Raw genomic sequence first — 15,208 nt, 5'->3', positions numbered from 1 at the left:
CTACGCAACGGACCTGGCGTCGCCAGACCCTGCTTCGCTACCCTCCCCACGAGAGGGAGGGAGGGGACCGGTGGTACCGTCGCGGCTACTTCGGCGGCATCGCCGCGACCCAGCGCTCGGCCGTCTCCACCCAGTCGCGCAGGTCGTCGTCCTCTTCGATCGCCTCGGCATCGACCCAGATGAAACCGCGCATGGCCTTGTCGCCGTGGATCATCTGCGTTGCGCGGGGGCGGGCCAAGGCAGCCTCGTTGTTGTCCTTGCCGACGCTGAGCAGGATGCGACCGTCTTTCTTGCAGCCGACCAGGATGTGGCCGTTGAGCAGGAAGGTGAGGCCGCCGAACATGGTCTTTTCGGTGATGCGCGGATCGCCGTCGAGGATATCGCGAATCCGCTCGGCGAGGTGCGTCATGGTGGTGGAGGTGGACTTCATCTGGCGGCAGGACCTTACTTTGGCGGAAGGGTATTGGCGAAGCCGAGCGCGTAAGCGATCCAGCGGCCCAGCGCCGTGTCATCCGGCGTGCCGGTGGCGTCGACCGCGATGAAGCCGGTCATTGGCCGAGGGCCCATATGCATCTGGTAGGCGCCGGGTTGGGCCAGTGCTTCGGCCTGCTTTGCCGGGTCGATGCGGACCAGCAGTTCGCCCTTGGCGGTGGTGCCGATGGCCATGTTGCCGTTGAGCATGAAACCAATGCCGCCAAACATCTTCTTTTCGACGAGGCCGGCGGGCAGCAGCGGACGTAGCCGCTCGCCCATGGCGTCGGATGCGGTGCTCATCAGGTGGACTCCGGATTGCGATAGGTGGCGTGCTGGGCGATCGCCTCGGGCAGGCTGTCCCAGGCGTGGTGGCTGCGGGCAAAGATCAACTGGCTGGGGGCGAACCAGGTGGCGTTCGAACCGAACAGACCGACCGGCAGCATCAGCAACTCGGGCGCGCGGCTCGACCTGGCGTAGAGCGGCGTACCGCAGGTCGGACAGAACCAGCGGGTAAGCGTTGCCCCCGAGTGAGCCGGTCGGGCGAAGCTGGCGGCGGGGCCGGTGACGGCAACATTGCCGGTGCGGACCAGAGCGACGGTCGAATGCCCGGTGCCGGTAGCCCGTTGGCAATCCTCGCACGAACACAGCAACATCGAACGGACGCGGCCCTTGACCGACAGCGTGACGGCGCCGCAGGCGCAGCCGGCGCTGAGTTCGATCTGGGGTTTGTCGCTCGCGGTCATGCCGCATGCTGACACCGAGGATTTGCCATGCGCAAGCCGCCTGCTTGATCCTCGGCGACGCCGGCTTTAGACGAACGGCATGCTCTATGCGCCCCACTATCCGATCGAAACCGAACGGCTGCGACTGCGGCCGTTCAGCCGCGGCGATGTCGATGCGGTGTTCGCCTACCGGCAGCGCGAGGATGTGGCGCAGTACCTGTTCGATGGTCCGATGAGCCACGAGAGCGTCACCGAGGTGGTGCAGCACCGGATCGGGCAGTACGGGTTCGATACCGAGAGCGCCAAAGTGTTTCTCGCAGTGGAGCTTAGGCATACGCAGCAGGTGATCGGCGAAGTGTCGCTGATCCTTCGGGACGCGGCGGCTCGCCAGGCGGAGATCGGCTACATCTTCCACCCCGAGTTTCACGGGCAGGGTTTTGCCACGGAAGCGGCCCGTATGCTGTTGCAGATGGGCTTCGAAGGGGCCGGGATGCACCGGATCTATGCACGGTGCGACGCGCGCAATGCCAGCTCCTGGAAGGTGATGGAGCGGCTGGGCATGCGTCGGGAGGCACATTTCCGCGAGCATGCGCTGTTCAAGGGCGGCTGGGACGAGGAGTTCGTCTATGCCCTGCTCGAGCAAGAGTGGCGCGCCGACGCCGGAAGCTAAGTGCTGCCAAGGACTTGGCTATTCCATCGGGGCGGCTGGATTTAGCAAGATATTTCAACGACTAAGGCGGAACCGCCATCAATCCGTGACGTTCCCACCTTACATTTGAAGCGTAAGGGGAGGAGCCGACATGACGATGCCCGATTTTCCTATTGAGACGGAGAGACTTACCCTCAGGAGCTTCCAGAAGTCCGACCTGGATGCGGTGATGTCCTATCATGCGTTGCCTGAGGTGCAGCGCTATCTCGATTGGAAGGCGCGCGATCGTGTCGAGGTGAAAGCCGCGCTCGATGCGATGTGCGCGCAGCAACGATTGAACCGTCCGGGCGATGTGCTCACCCTCGCAGTGGTGCGCAAGGCCGACGAGCTGCTGATCGGCCAGGTGTCACTGCGCTGGACCGACGCGACTGCGGGGCAGGCGGAGCTGCGCTTCATTCTCAGCCCAGCGCAGCGTGGGCAGGGCTATGCGCGCGAAGCGGTACGCGCCATGCTGGACCTCGGCTTCGAAGAGCTCGGGCTGCACCGCATCTTCGCGCGGTGCTCGGGGCGCAACCAGTCGTCAGCCAAGCTGCTCAAGGAACTCGGGATGCGGCTGGAGGCGCATTTCCGCGAGCACGCGTTGTTCCAGGGCGAGTGGGATGAGGAGCTGCACTTTGCCATCCTCGATCGCGAGTGGCTGCGCAGCAGCAAGGTGAAGGAGTTGCACCGCCATATGGTGGCCTGACCTCACGCGCGCGGAATACTAGTTTGTACGTAGCTTTCCGTCGACTTGCAAAAACTGCATGGCTGGCATGCGAGCCTCCTGACGAAGACGCGTATGCGTGTTCTACTATGCCCGTTGTGGCATCGCAGTAGATGCCGGGTGCTGATTGAGGGGTCAGGCGTCCGGCGCGGTGTCCACGGTTGGACGCACGCGCAGAGGCCCCCGATGAACTTCACTCCCGCGGCCGGAGACGGCGATGGCCGCAGCCGTCTGTTTGCCGTTTCTCCACGCGATATTCTTGTCGTCGCCGTCCTGGTCTTTCTGGCAGCCCTGGCCGGGAGCATTTCGCGACCAAGCGGATTTCTGGCAGCGTTCTGGCCGGCCAATGCAATCCTCGCCGGAATCCTGGTTCGGGCTATGCGGCTACGCACCGTGCCGGTGCTGCTTGGCGCCACCGCCGGCTATCTCGCGGCGGGGCTGGTGATGGGCGACAGCTTTCGGATCGGCGCGTTGTTGACGCTGGGCAACCTGGTTGGCGTGCTGGCGTTTACGCTGCTGTTCGGCGCACTGGAACCGGAAGACCGGGCGCTCTCCCGGCCCCAAGGCGTGATCTCGCTCGTGCTGATGGCCTGCGCGGCGTCGGCAGCCGCGGGCGTGGTCGGCGGCCTGGCGTTGAGCGAACTCACCGGGGTGAGCTATTTCGAGGGCTGGTCGGGCTGGTTTGCCGCAGAGCTGGTGAACTATCTGGCGCTGTTGCCGGTCATCCTGACGCTGCCGTCGCCCGCCAGGGGGTGGTCGCTGCCCGCTCTCGGTCGCGTCGCGTGGCAAGCGGTGCTGCCACCCATCGTCGCGACGGTGCTGATGATCGTAGTGGCGCTGCTGGTGCCACATCCGGTCTCGATCGTGTTTCCGGTTCCGACGCTGATCTGGTGCGCGCTGAGCCTGCCCCTGCCGGCGACGGCGGTACTGGTCATGATCTACTCGGGCACCGCGATGATCGGGATGAAACTGGGGCTGTTCGATCCGGGGCTGGGCACCGAGGTCACCGGCGATTCGATCACCGTGGTCCATCTGGGAGTGGCCCTGGTGGCGTTTGGGCCGATGGTGATTGCGAGCGTCAACGCCGAACGCCGGCGACGCATCGAACAACTGGAGCGCCTGGCGCGGCACGATTCGCTCACCGACGCGCTGACGCGCAGCGCTTTCATGGAGGCAGGAGCCGGATTGCTTGCCCGGCTGCTCGAGGAGCGGGCGGCAGTCGCGGTGCTGGTACTCGATGCCGACCACTTCAAACAGATCAATGATCGGCATGGTCATCCCTCGGGCGACCGGGTGCTTGTGGGGGTGGCAGCGGCGATCCGCAGCGCCATCCGACAGGGCGACCTGTTCGGCCGGATCGGCGGCGAAGAGTTCGCCCTGGTCCTGCCGCGGATCACGCGGCGCGAAGCGCAGGCGGTCGCCGAGCGGATGCGCAGGGCCGTCGCCAACCTCGCCGTGGTGCTGGAGAACGGCAGCCTGCAGCGCATCACCATCAGCATCGGGGTGGCATACGATCCAGCGAGCGGCGCGGGACTCACCGAAATGGTTTCGCTTGCCGACAGCGCGATGTATGAGGCCAAGCGGGCAGGGCGCGACCAGGTGGTGGTTTGCGACTCCGAGGCATCGGGGCGCCCGTCAATGCACTAGAGGACCAGACGCGCCGATGGCCGGAACCGACAAATCGCAGGAGTTCACCTTCCGGCCGAGCCCGGCGGTCATCCTGTGCGAGCCGCAACTGGGCGAGAATATCGGTACAGCGGCTCGCGCCATGGCCAATTTCGGGCTGTGGGACCTCAGGATCGTCAACCCGCGCGACCCCTGGCCGAACGAGAGAGCCATAGCGGCGGCTTCGCGGGCCGACCACGTCATCGACAAGGTGCGGGTGTTCGCGACGCTCGAGGAGGCGATTGCCGACCTGCAGCTGGTGTTCGCCACCACCGCTCGCCGGCGCGACATGCAGAAGCCGGTCTATGGCCCCGAAGAGGGGGCGCAGCGGATGATCTCGCACATTGCAGCAGGGCAAAAGGCCGGGCTGCTGTTCGGACGGGAGAAATGGGGTCTCTATAACGAGGAGGTCGCGCTGGCCGATGCCATCGTGACGTTCCCGGTCGAGGCCGCATTCGCCTCGCTCAACATCGCGCAGGCGGTGCTCCTGATGGCTTACGAGTGGCGGCAGCAGGCGGACAAGGGCGAGGTCTTGCCGTTCACCGGCGGGCTCGACCCGACGGCGCCGCGCGAAGAGCTGATCGGGCTCTTTCTTCATCTCGAGCAGACGCTGGATCGGACCGGCTTCTTCAAGACCGACGACAAGCGGCCGACCATGGTGGACAATCTGCGCGCGGCCTTTACCCGCGCGCAGCTGTCGACCCAGGAAATCCGCACCCTGCGCGGGGTGATCTCGTCGATCGACCGGGCGCACCTGCGGCAGGGCAGGAAGGCACGGGAGGCCGAGGCGGCAAGAGCGGCGAAGCCCGAGGACTGATCGTCGGCAGGACCGAAAGTATGCTTTGACGGCGGTTCGCCGGGCATGGCATCAGGCGTCACCATGTCGCACGCCCCCTCCGAGCCTTCCAAGCTCGCTTTCAGCTACCGCAATTTCCGCTTCTTCTGGCTCACGACGTTGCTGGTCAGCTTCGCCGTACAGATCATGTCGGTGTCGATCGCCTGGCAGATCTACGACGTGACGGGCGAGCCATTCCTGCTCGGGCTGGTGGGGCTGTCGCTGTTCCTGCCGGCGCTGGTGCTGATCCTCATCACCGGGCTCACCGCCGACCGCTTCAACCGGCGACTGATCATGGCGATCTGCCTCGGCGTGGAACTGCTGTGCGCGCTGGGGTTCCTCGCCTTCGTCAACGTTCAGGCCCACGAGGTGTGGCCGATCTTCGGCATCCTGGTCGTGCTGGGCACGGCACGGGCGTTCTGGAGCCCGGCCGCGCAGTCGCTGGCGCCCAACCTGGTGCCGCCGGAGGCGCTGGCCAACGCGATCACCACCAACATGTCGGCCTGGCAGTTCGCCTCGATCGCCGGGCCGGCGGTGGGAGGACTGCTGTACGGCATCGGACCGTCGGTGGCGTTCGGCACCGGCGCGGTGCTGCTGGTGATCGCCATGGTTTCGGTGCTGATGATCTCCAAACCGCAGCAGCGCGAGTCGCATCAGGCGACCAGCCTCGAGACCATGCTGGCGGGCTTCCGCTACATCTTCTCCAACAAGGTGGTGCTGGGGGCGATCTCGCTGGACATGTTCGCGGTGCTGATGGGCGGGGCGGTGGCGCTGCTGCCGATCTACGCCAAGGACATCCTGCATGCCGGGCCTCAGGAACTCGGTTTTCTGCGCGCCGCGCCGGGTATCGGCGCCATCGCCATGGCGCTGTTCCTGACGCGCTTTCCGATCCGCGACCATGCCGGCCGGCTGCTGTTCCTGTTCGTGGGGTTGTTCGGCGCTTTCACCGTGCTGTTCGGGCTTTCGACGACGGTCTGGCTGTCCGTCCCGGCGCTGGCGCTGGTAGGAGCTTCGGACATGGTGAGCGTGACCATTCGCGAGACCATCATGCAGTTGTGGACGCCAGAAGAGGTGCGCGGCCGGGTGAATGCGGTGAACTCGGTGTTCATCGGCGCGTCGAACGAGCTCGGCGAATTCCGGGCCGGTACGGTGGCGCACCTGATCGGACCGGTTCCGGCCGTGGTCATCGGCGGCATGGGCTCGATCGCCATCGCAGTGATCTGGAGCCGGGTGTTCCCGGGGCTGCGCAACCAGCGCACGCTCGACCGCAAGATGGTCTGATCGCTGTCCGGCGCTTGACTCAGGCGGGTTCCGCCTCTATCACGCGCGCACTTGTCGAGCCCCCGGGCTCCTCGAGCGCACCCGGGATTCCCTGAAACCAGAGAATCTGTCGGTCCGTTCCGCAAGGACGGGCAGAGGAGGGCGCAATCACTTTCGACGATCTAAGAAAGGATTCCGATGTCGAAGCGCGATTCAGTCAAACACAAGATCGACCGCCGTCTTGGTGAAAACCTGTGGGGCCGCCCGAAGTCCCCGCTCAACAACCGTGCCTATGGCCCGGGCCAGCACGGCCAGCGCCGCAAGGGCAAGACCTCCGACTACGGTCTGCAGCTGCGCGCCAAGCAGAAGCTGAAGGGCTATTACGGTTCGATCACCGAGAAGGCCTTCAAGAAGCTCTACACCGAAGCCGCCCGCGTGAAGGGTGATACCGGCGAGCGCCTGATCGGGCTGCTCGAGAGCCGTCTCGACGCCATCGTCTACCGCGCCAAGTTCGTGCCGACCGTGTTTGCGGCCCGTCAGTTCGTGTCGCACGGCCATGTGCTGGTCAACGGCAAGCGCGTCAACATCCCTTCCTACCAGGTGAAGGTTGGCGACAAGGTCGAGGTGCGTGAGCGCTCCAAGCAGCTCGCCATCGTGCTCGAGGCCAACCAGCTGGCCGAGCGTGACGTTCCGGAATACGTGGAAGTCGATCACTCCAAGCAGACCGCAGTCTATGTCCGCGTTCCGGCCCTGTCGGATGTGCCGTATCCGGTGCAGATGGAACCGAACCTGGTCGTCGAATTCTATTCGCGCTAATCGCGCAACACCGTATCGAAATCATCGAAGGCCGCCTCTCGGGGCGGCCTTTTTGTTTGTCGGCTCGTGACAGTCTTTCGCCGGCATGATTACCGTCGAGCGACAAGCAACTCGAGGCAGGCGGGCGCGGCCAATTGAGTGTTCTCGACGAACTCGCGAGGCGGGGGAACACCACTGCTGTTGTCAGTGAAGCCGGGCAGTTCGACTATGCCGAACTGCTGGGTCGCGTGGAACGCTACCTCGCGCGCCTCGCGCAGCAGGGTGTCGGCGCGGGAGCCATCGTCGGCGTCGAGATTGCCGACGAGGTCGAGCATCTCATCGCCTCGCTAGCGCTGATTGCTGCCGGCGCCCACCACATTACCCTCGCGACGCACGATCCGCCCGCCGTCCGAAGCGAGCTGGCAGGGCGGGTCGGGGTGACGCACGTGGTCGGCCAGGGGGCGGAGGTGACGCGGCGGAACGCGGTGTTCGCGGCGGAGGGGGAAGGCGAGGGCGGCGTCTACCTCAAGACCTCCGGCACGACCGGGGGCATGAACATCATCGCCTTCACCGCAGCGCAGCTCGCCGCCCAGGCGCTGCGACACCCCGAGTACAGCACCGAGCGATTGTTGCGGCTGGCGTCGATCGAACACAACAACTCCAAGCGCCACCGGCTCTATTGCATGCTGATGGGGGGAACCAACGTGTTTCGGCCACCCGGCGACTTCGACGAAGCGGCCTTCTGTGCCCGGCATCGGGTGACCTGTCTCGATATTTCGCGCATGCATGCCTCGAACCTCGCAGCGCAGGATCGGCCGGGGCGTTTCGAAGGGACCAAGCTGCGTACCGGAGGGTCGGCAATCCCCATCGACGTGCGCCGCGCCGTCGAACAGCGCGTGACCCCGCTGCTCTATGTCCGCTACGCTTCCACCGAGAGTGGGGCGATCGCGATGGCGGGGCCCGGAGAGCACGACGAGGCAGAGTCGGTGGGCCGGCCGCTGCCGGGGGTGGACCTGCAGATCGTCGGCCCGGATGACCAACCGCTGCCGCGTGGCGAGACCGGTCGTATCCGGCTGCGGGCGCCCGGCGTCGCGACCGGATATCTCGATGGAGGAGAGCAGACCGCCGAGCGGTTTCGCGACGGGTGGTTCTGGCCTGGCGATGTCGGCATGCTGCGGGCGGATGGCAGCCTGATCGTGCAGGGGCGGCAGGACGACATGATGGTCCTCAATGGCCTCAACATTTTTCCGGCCGAGATCGAGCGTGTGCTGGAGCGGCATCCCGACGTGAGCGTCGCGGCGGCATTGCCACTGGCGTCGCGCATTCACGGGCAGATCCCGGTGGCCGCGGTCGAGCTCAAGGCAAAGGCGACGACGAGCGCGGCGCAGTTGCAGGCCTATGCGCGGGAGCATCTGGCGCTGAGGGCGCCGCGGCGGATCCTGGTGGTCGAGCAACTGCCGCGCAACAGTCAGGGGAAGATCATGCGGCGTGCGATCGCAGTGCTGTTCGAACAGCGGTGGCAGCAATGACCGAACGGGAGATCCGGCAGATGCTGGTCGATGCGATGCTGGGCGCCAGCGTGTTTGGCCTCCGCGACAACGGCTGGACCGATGAGTTCGTCGCCGGTACGCGCGACGTCGCAATGGGGGATCTCGAGATGGACAGCCTGGGGGCCATGGAGCTCTGCATCGCCGTCGAGGTCAATACCGGGGTCGAGATCGTGCCCGACCAGCTCGCCACCATGCCCACGCTCGGAACCCTGGTCGGCGCCATACAGCGGGACATCGCATGATCGAGGCGTATTTCCAGCGCGTGGCGGGGTGCAGGACGCTGAACCAGATCAACGCCGTGCACATCGCCATGACCAACGTGATGACGCCGATGGAGGCGCTGGCGGTACGCGACAGGCTGGCCGGCGGCAGCTGGATGTTTCCCGCCGAGAACGTCGGAGCCGATGGCAGCGCCAGCCTCACGGCGATGCTGGCGACGCACATGGAAAAGATCGTGGGCGACTTCGTCGAAGCCGGCAAGGAGCGGGCCGAGGTGTTCCAGCGCGTGCCGGTAGCGCGGGACGTCTGGCTGTTTAGTCGGGGCGGCGAGCGGTCGGGCAAGACGCTGATCATCGCCTTCACCGGCAATGCCGACCGGCTGATGATGCCGACACCGACGTTCATGCAGCACCTCGATGCCGATGCGGTCGACGTTTTGATGCTCGTCGACCGCAGCAAGGAGGGTTATCGCCGGGGCCTCGGCGGCATCGCGGAGTCCATCGAAGGGCTGATCCTGGCCTTGCCCAGGCTGGGCGAGGCCCAACGCTATCGGCGGATCGTCACCGCGGGAACCAGCGGCGGCGGGCTGCCCGCCGTGCTGGCCGGGCTGAAGCTCGGCGTGGATGCGGTGATGGCGGTAGGGTGCCGGTCACCGCATGCGGGCCGCTGGCAGGACCTGCCCGGAGTCGGGCTCGGCGGCGCGGAACTGCTCGTCGCCTGGCACGGGGAAACAGCGGCTAAAGGCATCTCGATCGTCCACGGCGCACAACATGCGCAAGATGCGGCCGCGGCGGAGGAGATCGCGAAGCTCGTCCCGGCCCGTGTGGTGCCGGTTTCGGTGACGGGGGTGGAGGTGCAGCACAACGCGCTCTACCCGCTGGTTCGAGCGGGGCGCTTCTCGCCGTTTCTGCGCGAGCATCTGGGGGTGTGAAAAAGGGCCGCCTGGCAGCGGCCCTTTCCGGTCAGGCGCCGGCGACGCCTGTCAGCGACTCCTTGATGGGTTCCTGGTCGCGAGGGATGTGGCTCTCGAAGACCCGCAGCCGCTTGTAGACCGAGATCAGCTCGATGACCGTGCCCCAGGCGCGTGCGAGGAACTGGAACGACGACGCGACCTGACCAAAGGCCTGCTGAACCTGCTGGTACAGGCCCAAGGTCAGCGTCCCCGCGAGGATGGATGGCGCCAACATCAGCAGCGGAATATACCCAGCCAACTGCAGATAGCCGTATCGGGCGAAGTTGAAGTAGGTGTAGTGCCAATAGATCCGGAAGTAGTTCCTCTGCACGCCGGCGAAGAGTTCCCGCACCGTCGGCGGGGCAGCGCGCTCCGGATCATCTTCGCCGTAAACCAGCTCCTTGCGATAGGCGGCCTCGACCTTCTGGTTCTCGAACTGCAGCCCGGGAAGCTTGAAACCGATAGCCGCGAGGAACACGGTTCCGAGCGCGGCCGACACCAATGCCACCCACACGAGGCTTCCTGGGACACTGCCGAGTATCGGCAGTTCGGTGATGTGCTGCGACAGACCCCAGAGGATGGGTAGAAACACGGCCAAGGTGATCAATGCGTCGAAAAAGCTCGTCCCGAGGTCTTCGACGATCTGCGCGAAGCGCATCGTGTCTTCCTGCACGCGTTGCGCGGCGCCCTCCGTTGTGCGGATCGAGCTCCAGTACTGCATGTAGTAGGAGTTCATGGCCTTGCGCCAGCGGAAGACATAGTGGCTGGTCAGGAAGCTGAGGATCACCAGCACCAGAATACGTGGGACCGTAACCGCGATGATGGTGGCGATCTCCGCGTAGAATTGGGGTGCTGGCACCGACCCGGGCTTGGAAAGCGCGCTTTGCAGCGTGTCGAAGAACGTTCCCTGCCAGTTGTTGACGAAGGCGTCGACCTGCACATTGAAGTAAGTGATGAGCAGGATGGCGGTCGAGCCGACAACCGACCACCAGTACCACTCGTTCCGCTGGTAGAAGAACCAGAAGATGCAGAAGAGCAGGGCCACCATCAGAACATACTGGTAAAGCCACGCCTGCTCGCCTGTGAGAAAGGTCCCCTCCGGGGTACAAGCCGGTGCGGCGACGCCCGCCGGCAGCGTGCTCTGGCCGACTTCGGGCGTGGTGGGCGCAGCCTGGTCTGCTTGCGGGGAACTGGTGGTCGCTGCTGGGTCGGCCGTGGTTGCGGGTGCGCACATCGGCGCTATCAGCCAGCGATCGAGACTGGCGACGGAGCGTATCGAGTCACCGAAGAACGGAAAGGCGATCGTCGCAATCAGCAACCAAACGGCAGCCGACGTGAAAAACAGCTTGGGCGCGGGGAAGAATGAGCGGAACACGGACGACTCCTTGGGGTTCCGGATATCGCTGTCATCTAACTGACTAAGTTCGGAACCGGCAAGGAACCACGGGGCACCTTGCCGCGAGTTAAACTCGCCGCAAGCTTCCGGTAAGGCGCGGGGTTTGCTACAGCAGCGGCATGAATGAAATCGCCAGCCCAGCGCAGTTCCAGGCCGACGCTGAAGACCTCTCCGGTGCGCACCCGCTGTTTACCGCTGCGCCACGCGGCGTCGAGTTCAACAAGCTCCGCAAGCGCCTGGTGCGCAACATGCGCGAGGCCATCGACAAGTTCGGCATGGCGCGACCCGGCGAGAAATGGCTGGTGGCTATCTCCGGCGGCAAGGACAGCTACGGCATGTTGGCGCTGCTGCTCGACCTCAAATGGCGCGGGCTGTTGCCGGTCGAGCTGATCGCCTGCAACCTCGACCAGGGGCAACCGAACTTCCCCAAGCATACCCTGCCCGAGTGGCTGGAAAAGCACGGGATCGCGCACCGGATCGAGTACCGCGACACCTATTCGGTGGTGACCAGCACGCTGCCGCAAGGGGCGACCTACTGCTCGCTCTGCTCGCGGCTGAGGCGCGGCAACCTCTACCGCATCGCGCGAGAGGAGGGGTGTTCGGCGCTGGTGCTGGGGCATCACCGTGAGGATAGCCTCGAGACGTTCTTCATGAACCTGTTCCATGGCGGCAAGCTCGCGGCCATGCCGCCGCGGCTGCTGAACGACGACGGCGACGTCGAAGTGCTGCGCCCGATGATCTATTGCGCCGAGCCGGACCTCGAGAAGTTCGCCGAGCACATGGCGTTTCCGATCATCCCTTGCGACCTCTGCGGTTCGCAGGAAGGGCTCGAGCGCAACGCCATGAAGGCAATGCTCAACGACATCGAGAAGCGGATGCCGGGGCGCAAGGACATCATGATCCGGGCGCTGGGCAATGTGCGACCGAGCCACTTGCTCGACCCCAAACTGTTCGACTTCCTCGGCCTCCAGGGCGTGCCGAAAGGTGGCGCTTCCGGCGGTTGATCCCGACCATCCAACCCAGAGCGACAATGTCCAGCTTCGATATCGACCGCCTTGCCGTCATCCTGCGTGATGCGGCCAAGGCGGAAATCCTGCCGCGCTTCCGTCACCTCGATGCCGGCATGATCCGGCAGAAGACCGACGCCATCGATCTCGTCACCGAAGCGGACGAGCAGGCGGAACGGCGGATCAAGGCTTCGGTAGCGGCCGCCTGGCCGGAGGCGCTGTTCGTCGGCGAAGAGTCGGTGGCGGCCGATCCGGCGCTGCTCGACGAGCTGGACCGGGCGGAGTTCGCGATCGTCGTCGACCCGGTCGACGGCACCGCCAATTTCGCGGCGGGGTTGCCGCTGTTCGCCACCATGGCGGCGGTGGTCAGGAACGGCGAGACCGTAGCCGGTATCATCTACGATCCGATGGGCGACGACTGGGTGCTGGCGGAGCAGGGCGGCGGCGCCTGGCAACGGCGGCCGGACGGCACGCAGTGGCGGCTCAACGTGGCGCCATCGCCAGGCCTCGCCGACCTCGTGGGGCATGTCTCGATCACTTTCCTGCCGGGCGAAAGCAAGCCCAGGGTGCTGGCCAACCTCGCCAAGGTGCGGGTGGCTGCCAACTACCGCGTCGCCGGGCACGACTACCGGACCTTTGCCACCGGGTTCTCGCATTTCGTCGCGTTCAACAAGCTGATGCCATGGGATCATCTTGGCGGGTGCCTGATCGCCGAGGAGGCCGGCGGCCATGTGGCGCGCTTCGACGGATCGCGCTACCTGCCGAGCCATCGCGCTGGCGGCCTCATAATTGCCAGCGATCGCGATACCTGGAATTTACTGCGCTCAGAGGTGTTTACGGTATAGTGACGGCCTGAACTCGGCGAGGGGAGACGCGGTTTGGACCAGTTGAACTATTGGGCGATCGCCGATCGCGAGGTCGAGATCCAGAACCCGATCACCGATCGGAAGCTGCGCCTGCTCGACGACTACTGCTCGATCCGCGATGGGTTGAGCGTGCTCGACATGGGCTGCGGCAAAGCCTGGCTGATGCGGCAGTGGGCGGAGAAATACGCCATAGAGGGCGTCGGCATCGACATCAACGCGCGCTTCCTCGAGGCGGCACGGCGCAAGAGCCCGGCTCGCGGACGGCTGACCTTCCACAATGCCGCGGTCAAGGGCTTCAGCGTGGAGCCGGCCTCCTATGACGTGGTGCTGTGCCTGGGCGCCGCCGCCTCGCTGGGGGATGTGCCCGCGGCGCTGGAATGGATGGCGAATGCCGCGAAGCCGGGGGGCAGCCTGGTGCTGGGCACCACTGTGCTGCGGCACGCACCGGCCGTGCCGAAGGGCGATATCCTGCCGCCCGACACCGTCAGCATGATCGGCGTCATGGAGCGGCATGGAGCGGAGGTGTCGGCGACGATCAGCGCGTCCGACGCCGACTACGAGCGCTACCAGAGCCACCAACGGCATGCGACACTGCTGTGGGCGCGGGAGAATCCCGGGCATCGCGACCATACCGAGGTGCTGCAGAAGAGCCGCGACGACTGGATGCATTACCAGCGGATCATCCGGCCGATGCTCGGCTGGACGATCTTTGTGGGTCGCAAGAAGGACTGAGCGTTTGCCCGATGTGGCTGGCCGCTGCAGCCCCCACCGGCGCTAGTGCCCGCCCTCGCCTTGATGCGTCTCGTATTGCGGGCTGACGCCGAACAACTTGCCCTTTTCGGCGATCAGGATGGAGATCAGCACCAGCGCCCCCATGGTGGCGTAGCCCAGAGCGTTAGGCACGAGCGTGCCGTTGAAGTGCTGGCCGATATAGGTGCCGATCAACGCACCGCCCACCGTCTGGGTGAAGCCGAACACCGAGGCGGCAGTGCCGGCGACATTGCCGAGCGGCTCCATCGACAGGGAGTTCATGTTTGAGGCGGCCCAGCCGAAGAAGAACTGGATCACCATCAACAGGCAGAAGAACACCGGGAAAGGCACCGGGCCCATCAGCGCCACCACGACCAGGATGGTTGCGGCGCCGAGATAGACCAGTGCCGCGGCATGGCTGAGGCGACGCATGCCGAAGCGACGCACCACGCGCGAATTGATGAACTGGGCGATGGCGATCGTGCCGGCCATGGCAGCGAAGGCGACCGGAAAGTAGGGGCCCAGACCATAGATTTCGACGAAGATCTGCTGGCTCGCCGAGATGAATCCGAACATGGCGCCGAACAGGAAGGTACCGGCCAGGCCGTAGAACAGCGCCACACGGTTGGTCACCACGATGCGGAAGCCGTCGATGACCGACTTGAAGCTGAGCGGGCGGCGATATTCGGGGTGCATGGTCTCGGGCAGGCGGAAAAAGGCCCACAGGCTGATCGCCGTGGCGAGGCCCCCCATGAACAGGAAAATGTACTGCCATGGGCCGGTCAGCAGGATCAGTTGCCCGATGCCGGGCGCCAGGATCGGGATGGCCATGAACACCATGAAGGTCAGTGACATGATCTCGGCCATCTCACGCCCCGAATACCTGTCGCGCACCACGGCAGTGGCGATGACGCGGGTACCGGCAGCACCCATGCCCTGGACGAAGCGAAGCGCCAGCAGCGCGCCGAAACTGGGCGCGAAAGTCGCCGCGAAGGCACAGACGAGGTAGATGCCCAGCCCCACCAGCAGCGGACCGCGCCGACCGAAGCGATCGGTGAGCGGACCGTAAGCGAGCTGGGCGATGCCGAAACCGAACATGTAGACGCCGACAACGAACTGCCGCTCGTTCTCGTGGCTGATGCCGAATGCTTCTCCCATGTAGGGCAGCGCCGGCAGCATGACGTCGATGGCGAGCGCATTGAGCGCCATCAGCCCTGCAACAAGGATAATGAATTCGACGCGGGACAGACCCCGCGCGGCCGGAGATGTATCGGACATTGCTTGCTCGGATTTGGCCGGGGGGAG

Annotated in this window: 17 protein-coding genes; 12 read left to right on the top strand and 5 right to left on the bottom strand. The window is 65.3% G+C overall.

From position 1 onward, the window contains the following. Positions 1-85: 85 nt before the first annotated feature. From APS40_RS23600 to APS40_RS23590, 3 genes are read right to left on the bottom strand one after another with little or no spacing between them, the layout of a single operon-like run. Positions 86-430, bottom strand: a complete 345-nt coding sequence (locus tag APS40_RS23600; protein ID WP_055049368.1) for a TfoX/Sxy family protein — start codon at positions 428-430, stop codon at positions 86-88. Between the two features lie 14 nt (positions 431-444). Next, the gene (locus APS40_RS23595) at positions 445-774 is read right to left on the bottom strand and encodes a TfoX/Sxy family protein (protein WP_055049367.1); all 330 of its coding nucleotides are present in this window, start codon (positions 772-774) and stop codon (positions 445-447) included. After that, on the bottom strand, positions 774-1,217 hold the full coding sequence (locus tag APS40_RS23590; protein WP_055049366.1) for a GFA family protein: 444 nt from the start codon (positions 1,215-1,217) through the stop codon (positions 774-776). Before APS40_RS23590 ends, APS40_RS23595 begins: the two co-directional genes overlap by 1 nt. A gap of 79 nt (positions 1,218-1,296) precedes the next feature. Between APS40_RS23590 and APS40_RS23585 the strand changes: the two genes are divergently transcribed. From APS40_RS23585 to APS40_RS23545, 9 genes are all read left to right on the top strand, one after another. Further along, positions 1,297-1,866 carry a GNAT family N-acetyltransferase gene (locus APS40_RS23585; RefSeq protein WP_055049365.1) on the top strand — a complete coding sequence of 190 codons (570 nt, stop codon included), beginning with the start codon at positions 1,297-1,299 and terminating at the stop codon, positions 1,864-1,866. A 130-nt stretch (positions 1,867-1,996) separates the two neighbouring features. Beyond that, positions 1,997-2,590 carry a GNAT family N-acetyltransferase gene (locus tag APS40_RS23580; RefSeq protein ID WP_055049364.1) on the top strand — a complete coding sequence of 198 codons (594 nt, stop codon included), beginning with the start codon at positions 1,997-1,999 and terminating at the stop codon, positions 2,588-2,590. Positions 2,591-2,794: 204 nt separating this feature from the next. Further along, positions 2,795-4,255 carry a GGDEF domain-containing protein gene (locus tag APS40_RS23575; protein ID WP_055049363.1) on the top strand — a complete coding sequence of 487 codons (1,461 nt, stop codon included), beginning with the start codon at positions 2,795-2,797 and terminating at the stop codon, positions 4,253-4,255. A gap of 16 nt (positions 4,256-4,271) precedes the next feature. Continuing rightward, on the top strand, positions 4,272-5,090 hold the full coding sequence (locus APS40_RS23570) for an RNA methyltransferase (protein ID WP_055049362.1): 819 nt from the start codon (positions 4,272-4,274) through the stop codon (positions 5,088-5,090). A gap of 45 nt (positions 5,091-5,135) precedes the next feature. After that, on the top strand, positions 5,136-6,389 hold the full coding sequence (locus APS40_RS23565; protein ID WP_236884167.1) for an MFS transporter: 1,254 nt from the start codon (positions 5,136-5,138) through the stop codon (positions 6,387-6,389). 177 nt (positions 6,390-6,566) lie between these two features. Beyond that, complete coding sequence (gene rpsD / locus APS40_RS23560; protein ID WP_055049360.1) at positions 6,567-7,184, top strand: 30S ribosomal protein S4; 618 nt, start codon at positions 6,567-6,569, stop codon at positions 7,182-7,184. Positions 7,185-7,318: 134 nt separating this feature from the next. Continuing rightward, positions 7,319-8,692 (top strand): class I adenylate-forming enzyme family protein, encoded by a 1,374-nt coding sequence (locus APS40_RS23555; protein ID WP_055049359.1) that lies wholly within the window; start codon positions 7,319-7,321, stop codon positions 8,690-8,692. Beyond that, positions 8,689-8,955 (top strand): acyl carrier protein, encoded by a 267-nt coding sequence (locus APS40_RS23550; protein ID WP_055049358.1) that lies wholly within the window; start codon positions 8,689-8,691, stop codon positions 8,953-8,955. Before APS40_RS23555 ends, APS40_RS23550 begins: the two co-directional genes overlap by 4 nt. Then, positions 8,952-9,863: a hypothetical protein gene (locus APS40_RS23545; protein WP_055049357.1), complete on the top strand. Its 912-nt coding sequence runs from the start codon at positions 8,952-8,954 to the stop codon at positions 9,861-9,863. The genes APS40_RS23550 and APS40_RS23545 overlap by 4 nt, the downstream gene beginning before the upstream one ends. Positions 9,864-9,894: 31 nt before the next feature. On the opposite strand, the gene sbmA is transcribed toward APS40_RS23545, so the two are convergent. Continuing rightward, on the bottom strand, positions 9,895-11,259 hold the full coding sequence (sbmA, locus tag APS40_RS23540; RefSeq protein WP_055049356.1) for a peptide antibiotic transporter SbmA: 1,365 nt from the start codon (positions 11,257-11,259) through the stop codon (positions 9,895-9,897). 140 nt (positions 11,260-11,399) lie between these two features. On the opposite strand from sbmA, the gene ttcA reads away from it, so the two are divergent. The 3 genes from ttcA to APS40_RS23525 are packed head-to-tail and all read left to right on the top strand — an operon-like array spanning position 11,400 to position 13,885. Then, on the top strand, positions 11,400-12,284 hold the full coding sequence (gene ttcA / locus APS40_RS23535) for a tRNA 2-thiocytidine(32) synthetase TtcA (RefSeq protein WP_055049355.1): 885 nt from the start codon (positions 11,400-11,402) through the stop codon (positions 12,282-12,284). Between the two features lie 26 nt (positions 12,285-12,310). Then, positions 12,311-13,132, top strand: coding sequence for an inositol monophosphatase family protein (locus APS40_RS23530; protein ID WP_055049354.1), 822 nt, complete (start codon positions 12,311-12,313; stop codon positions 13,130-13,132). A gap of 33 nt (positions 13,133-13,165) precedes the next feature. Continuing rightward, positions 13,166-13,885: a class I SAM-dependent methyltransferase gene (locus APS40_RS23525; protein WP_055049353.1), complete on the top strand. Its 720-nt coding sequence runs from the start codon at positions 13,166-13,168 to the stop codon at positions 13,883-13,885. Between the two features lie 42 nt (positions 13,886-13,927). Here APS40_RS23525 and APS40_RS23520 read toward each other — a convergent pair whose 3' ends face one another. Further along, positions 13,928-15,181, bottom strand: a complete 1,254-nt coding sequence (locus APS40_RS23520) for a multidrug effflux MFS transporter (protein ID WP_197279396.1) — start codon at positions 15,179-15,181, stop codon at positions 13,928-13,930. Positions 15,182-15,208 lie beyond the last annotated feature (27 nt).

Origin of the sequence: Devosia sp. A16 (assembly GCF_001402915.1) — a bacterium.
In the GTDB taxonomy this organism is placed as follows: Bacteria; Pseudomonadota; Alphaproteobacteria; order Rhizobiales; family Devosiaceae; genus Devosia_A.
The sequence above is the reverse complement of the archived record's forward strand: the minus strand, read 5'-3'. Positions and strand labels throughout refer to the sequence as shown.

What these genes read in the sequence shown, in the direction of transcription:
- APS40_RS23600 (WP_055049368.1), bottom strand. Translation starts at nt 430, where the DNA reads ATGAAGTCCACCTCCACCACCATGACGCACCTCGCCGAGCGGATTCGC.
- APS40_RS23595 (WP_055049367.1), bottom strand. Translation starts at nt 774, where the DNA reads ATGAGCACCGCATCCGACGCCATGGGCGAGCGGCTACGTCCGCTGCTG.
- APS40_RS23590 (WP_055049366.1), bottom strand. Translation starts at nt 1,217, where the DNA reads ATGACCGCGAGCGACAAACCCCAGATCGAACTCAGCGCCGGCTGCGCC.
- APS40_RS23585 (WP_055049365.1), top strand. Translation starts at nt 1,297, where the DNA reads ATGCTCTATGCGCCCCACTATCCGATCGAAACCGAACGGCTGCGACTG.
- APS40_RS23580 (WP_055049364.1), top strand. Translation starts at nt 1,997, where the DNA reads ATGACGATGCCCGATTTTCCTATTGAGACGGAGAGACTTACCCTCAGG.
- APS40_RS23575 (WP_055049363.1), top strand. Translation starts at nt 2,795, where the DNA reads ATGAACTTCACTCCCGCGGCCGGAGACGGCGATGGCCGCAGCCGTCTG.
- APS40_RS23570 (WP_055049362.1), top strand. Translation starts at nt 4,272, where the DNA reads ATGGCCGGAACCGACAAATCGCAGGAGTTCACCTTCCGGCCGAGCCCG.
- APS40_RS23565 (WP_236884167.1), top strand. Translation starts at nt 5,136, where the DNA reads ATGGCATCAGGCGTCACCATGTCGCACGCCCCCTCCGAGCCTTCCAAG.
- rpsD (WP_055049360.1), top strand. Translation starts at nt 6,567, where the DNA reads ATGTCGAAGCGCGATTCAGTCAAACACAAGATCGACCGCCGTCTTGGT.
- APS40_RS23550 (WP_055049358.1), top strand. Translation starts at nt 8,689, where the DNA reads ATGACCGAACGGGAGATCCGGCAGATGCTGGTCGATGCGATGCTGGGC.
- APS40_RS23545 (WP_055049357.1), top strand. Translation starts at nt 8,952, where the DNA reads ATGATCGAGGCGTATTTCCAGCGCGTGGCGGGGTGCAGGACGCTGAAC.
- ttcA (WP_055049355.1), top strand. Translation starts at nt 11,400, where the DNA reads ATGAATGAAATCGCCAGCCCAGCGCAGTTCCAGGCCGACGCTGAAGAC.
- APS40_RS23530 (WP_055049354.1), top strand. Translation starts at nt 12,311, where the DNA reads ATGTCCAGCTTCGATATCGACCGCCTTGCCGTCATCCTGCGTGATGCG.
- APS40_RS23520 (WP_197279396.1), bottom strand. Translation starts at nt 15,181, where the DNA reads ATGTCCGATACATCTCCGGCCGCGCGGGGTCTGTCCCGCGTCGAATTC.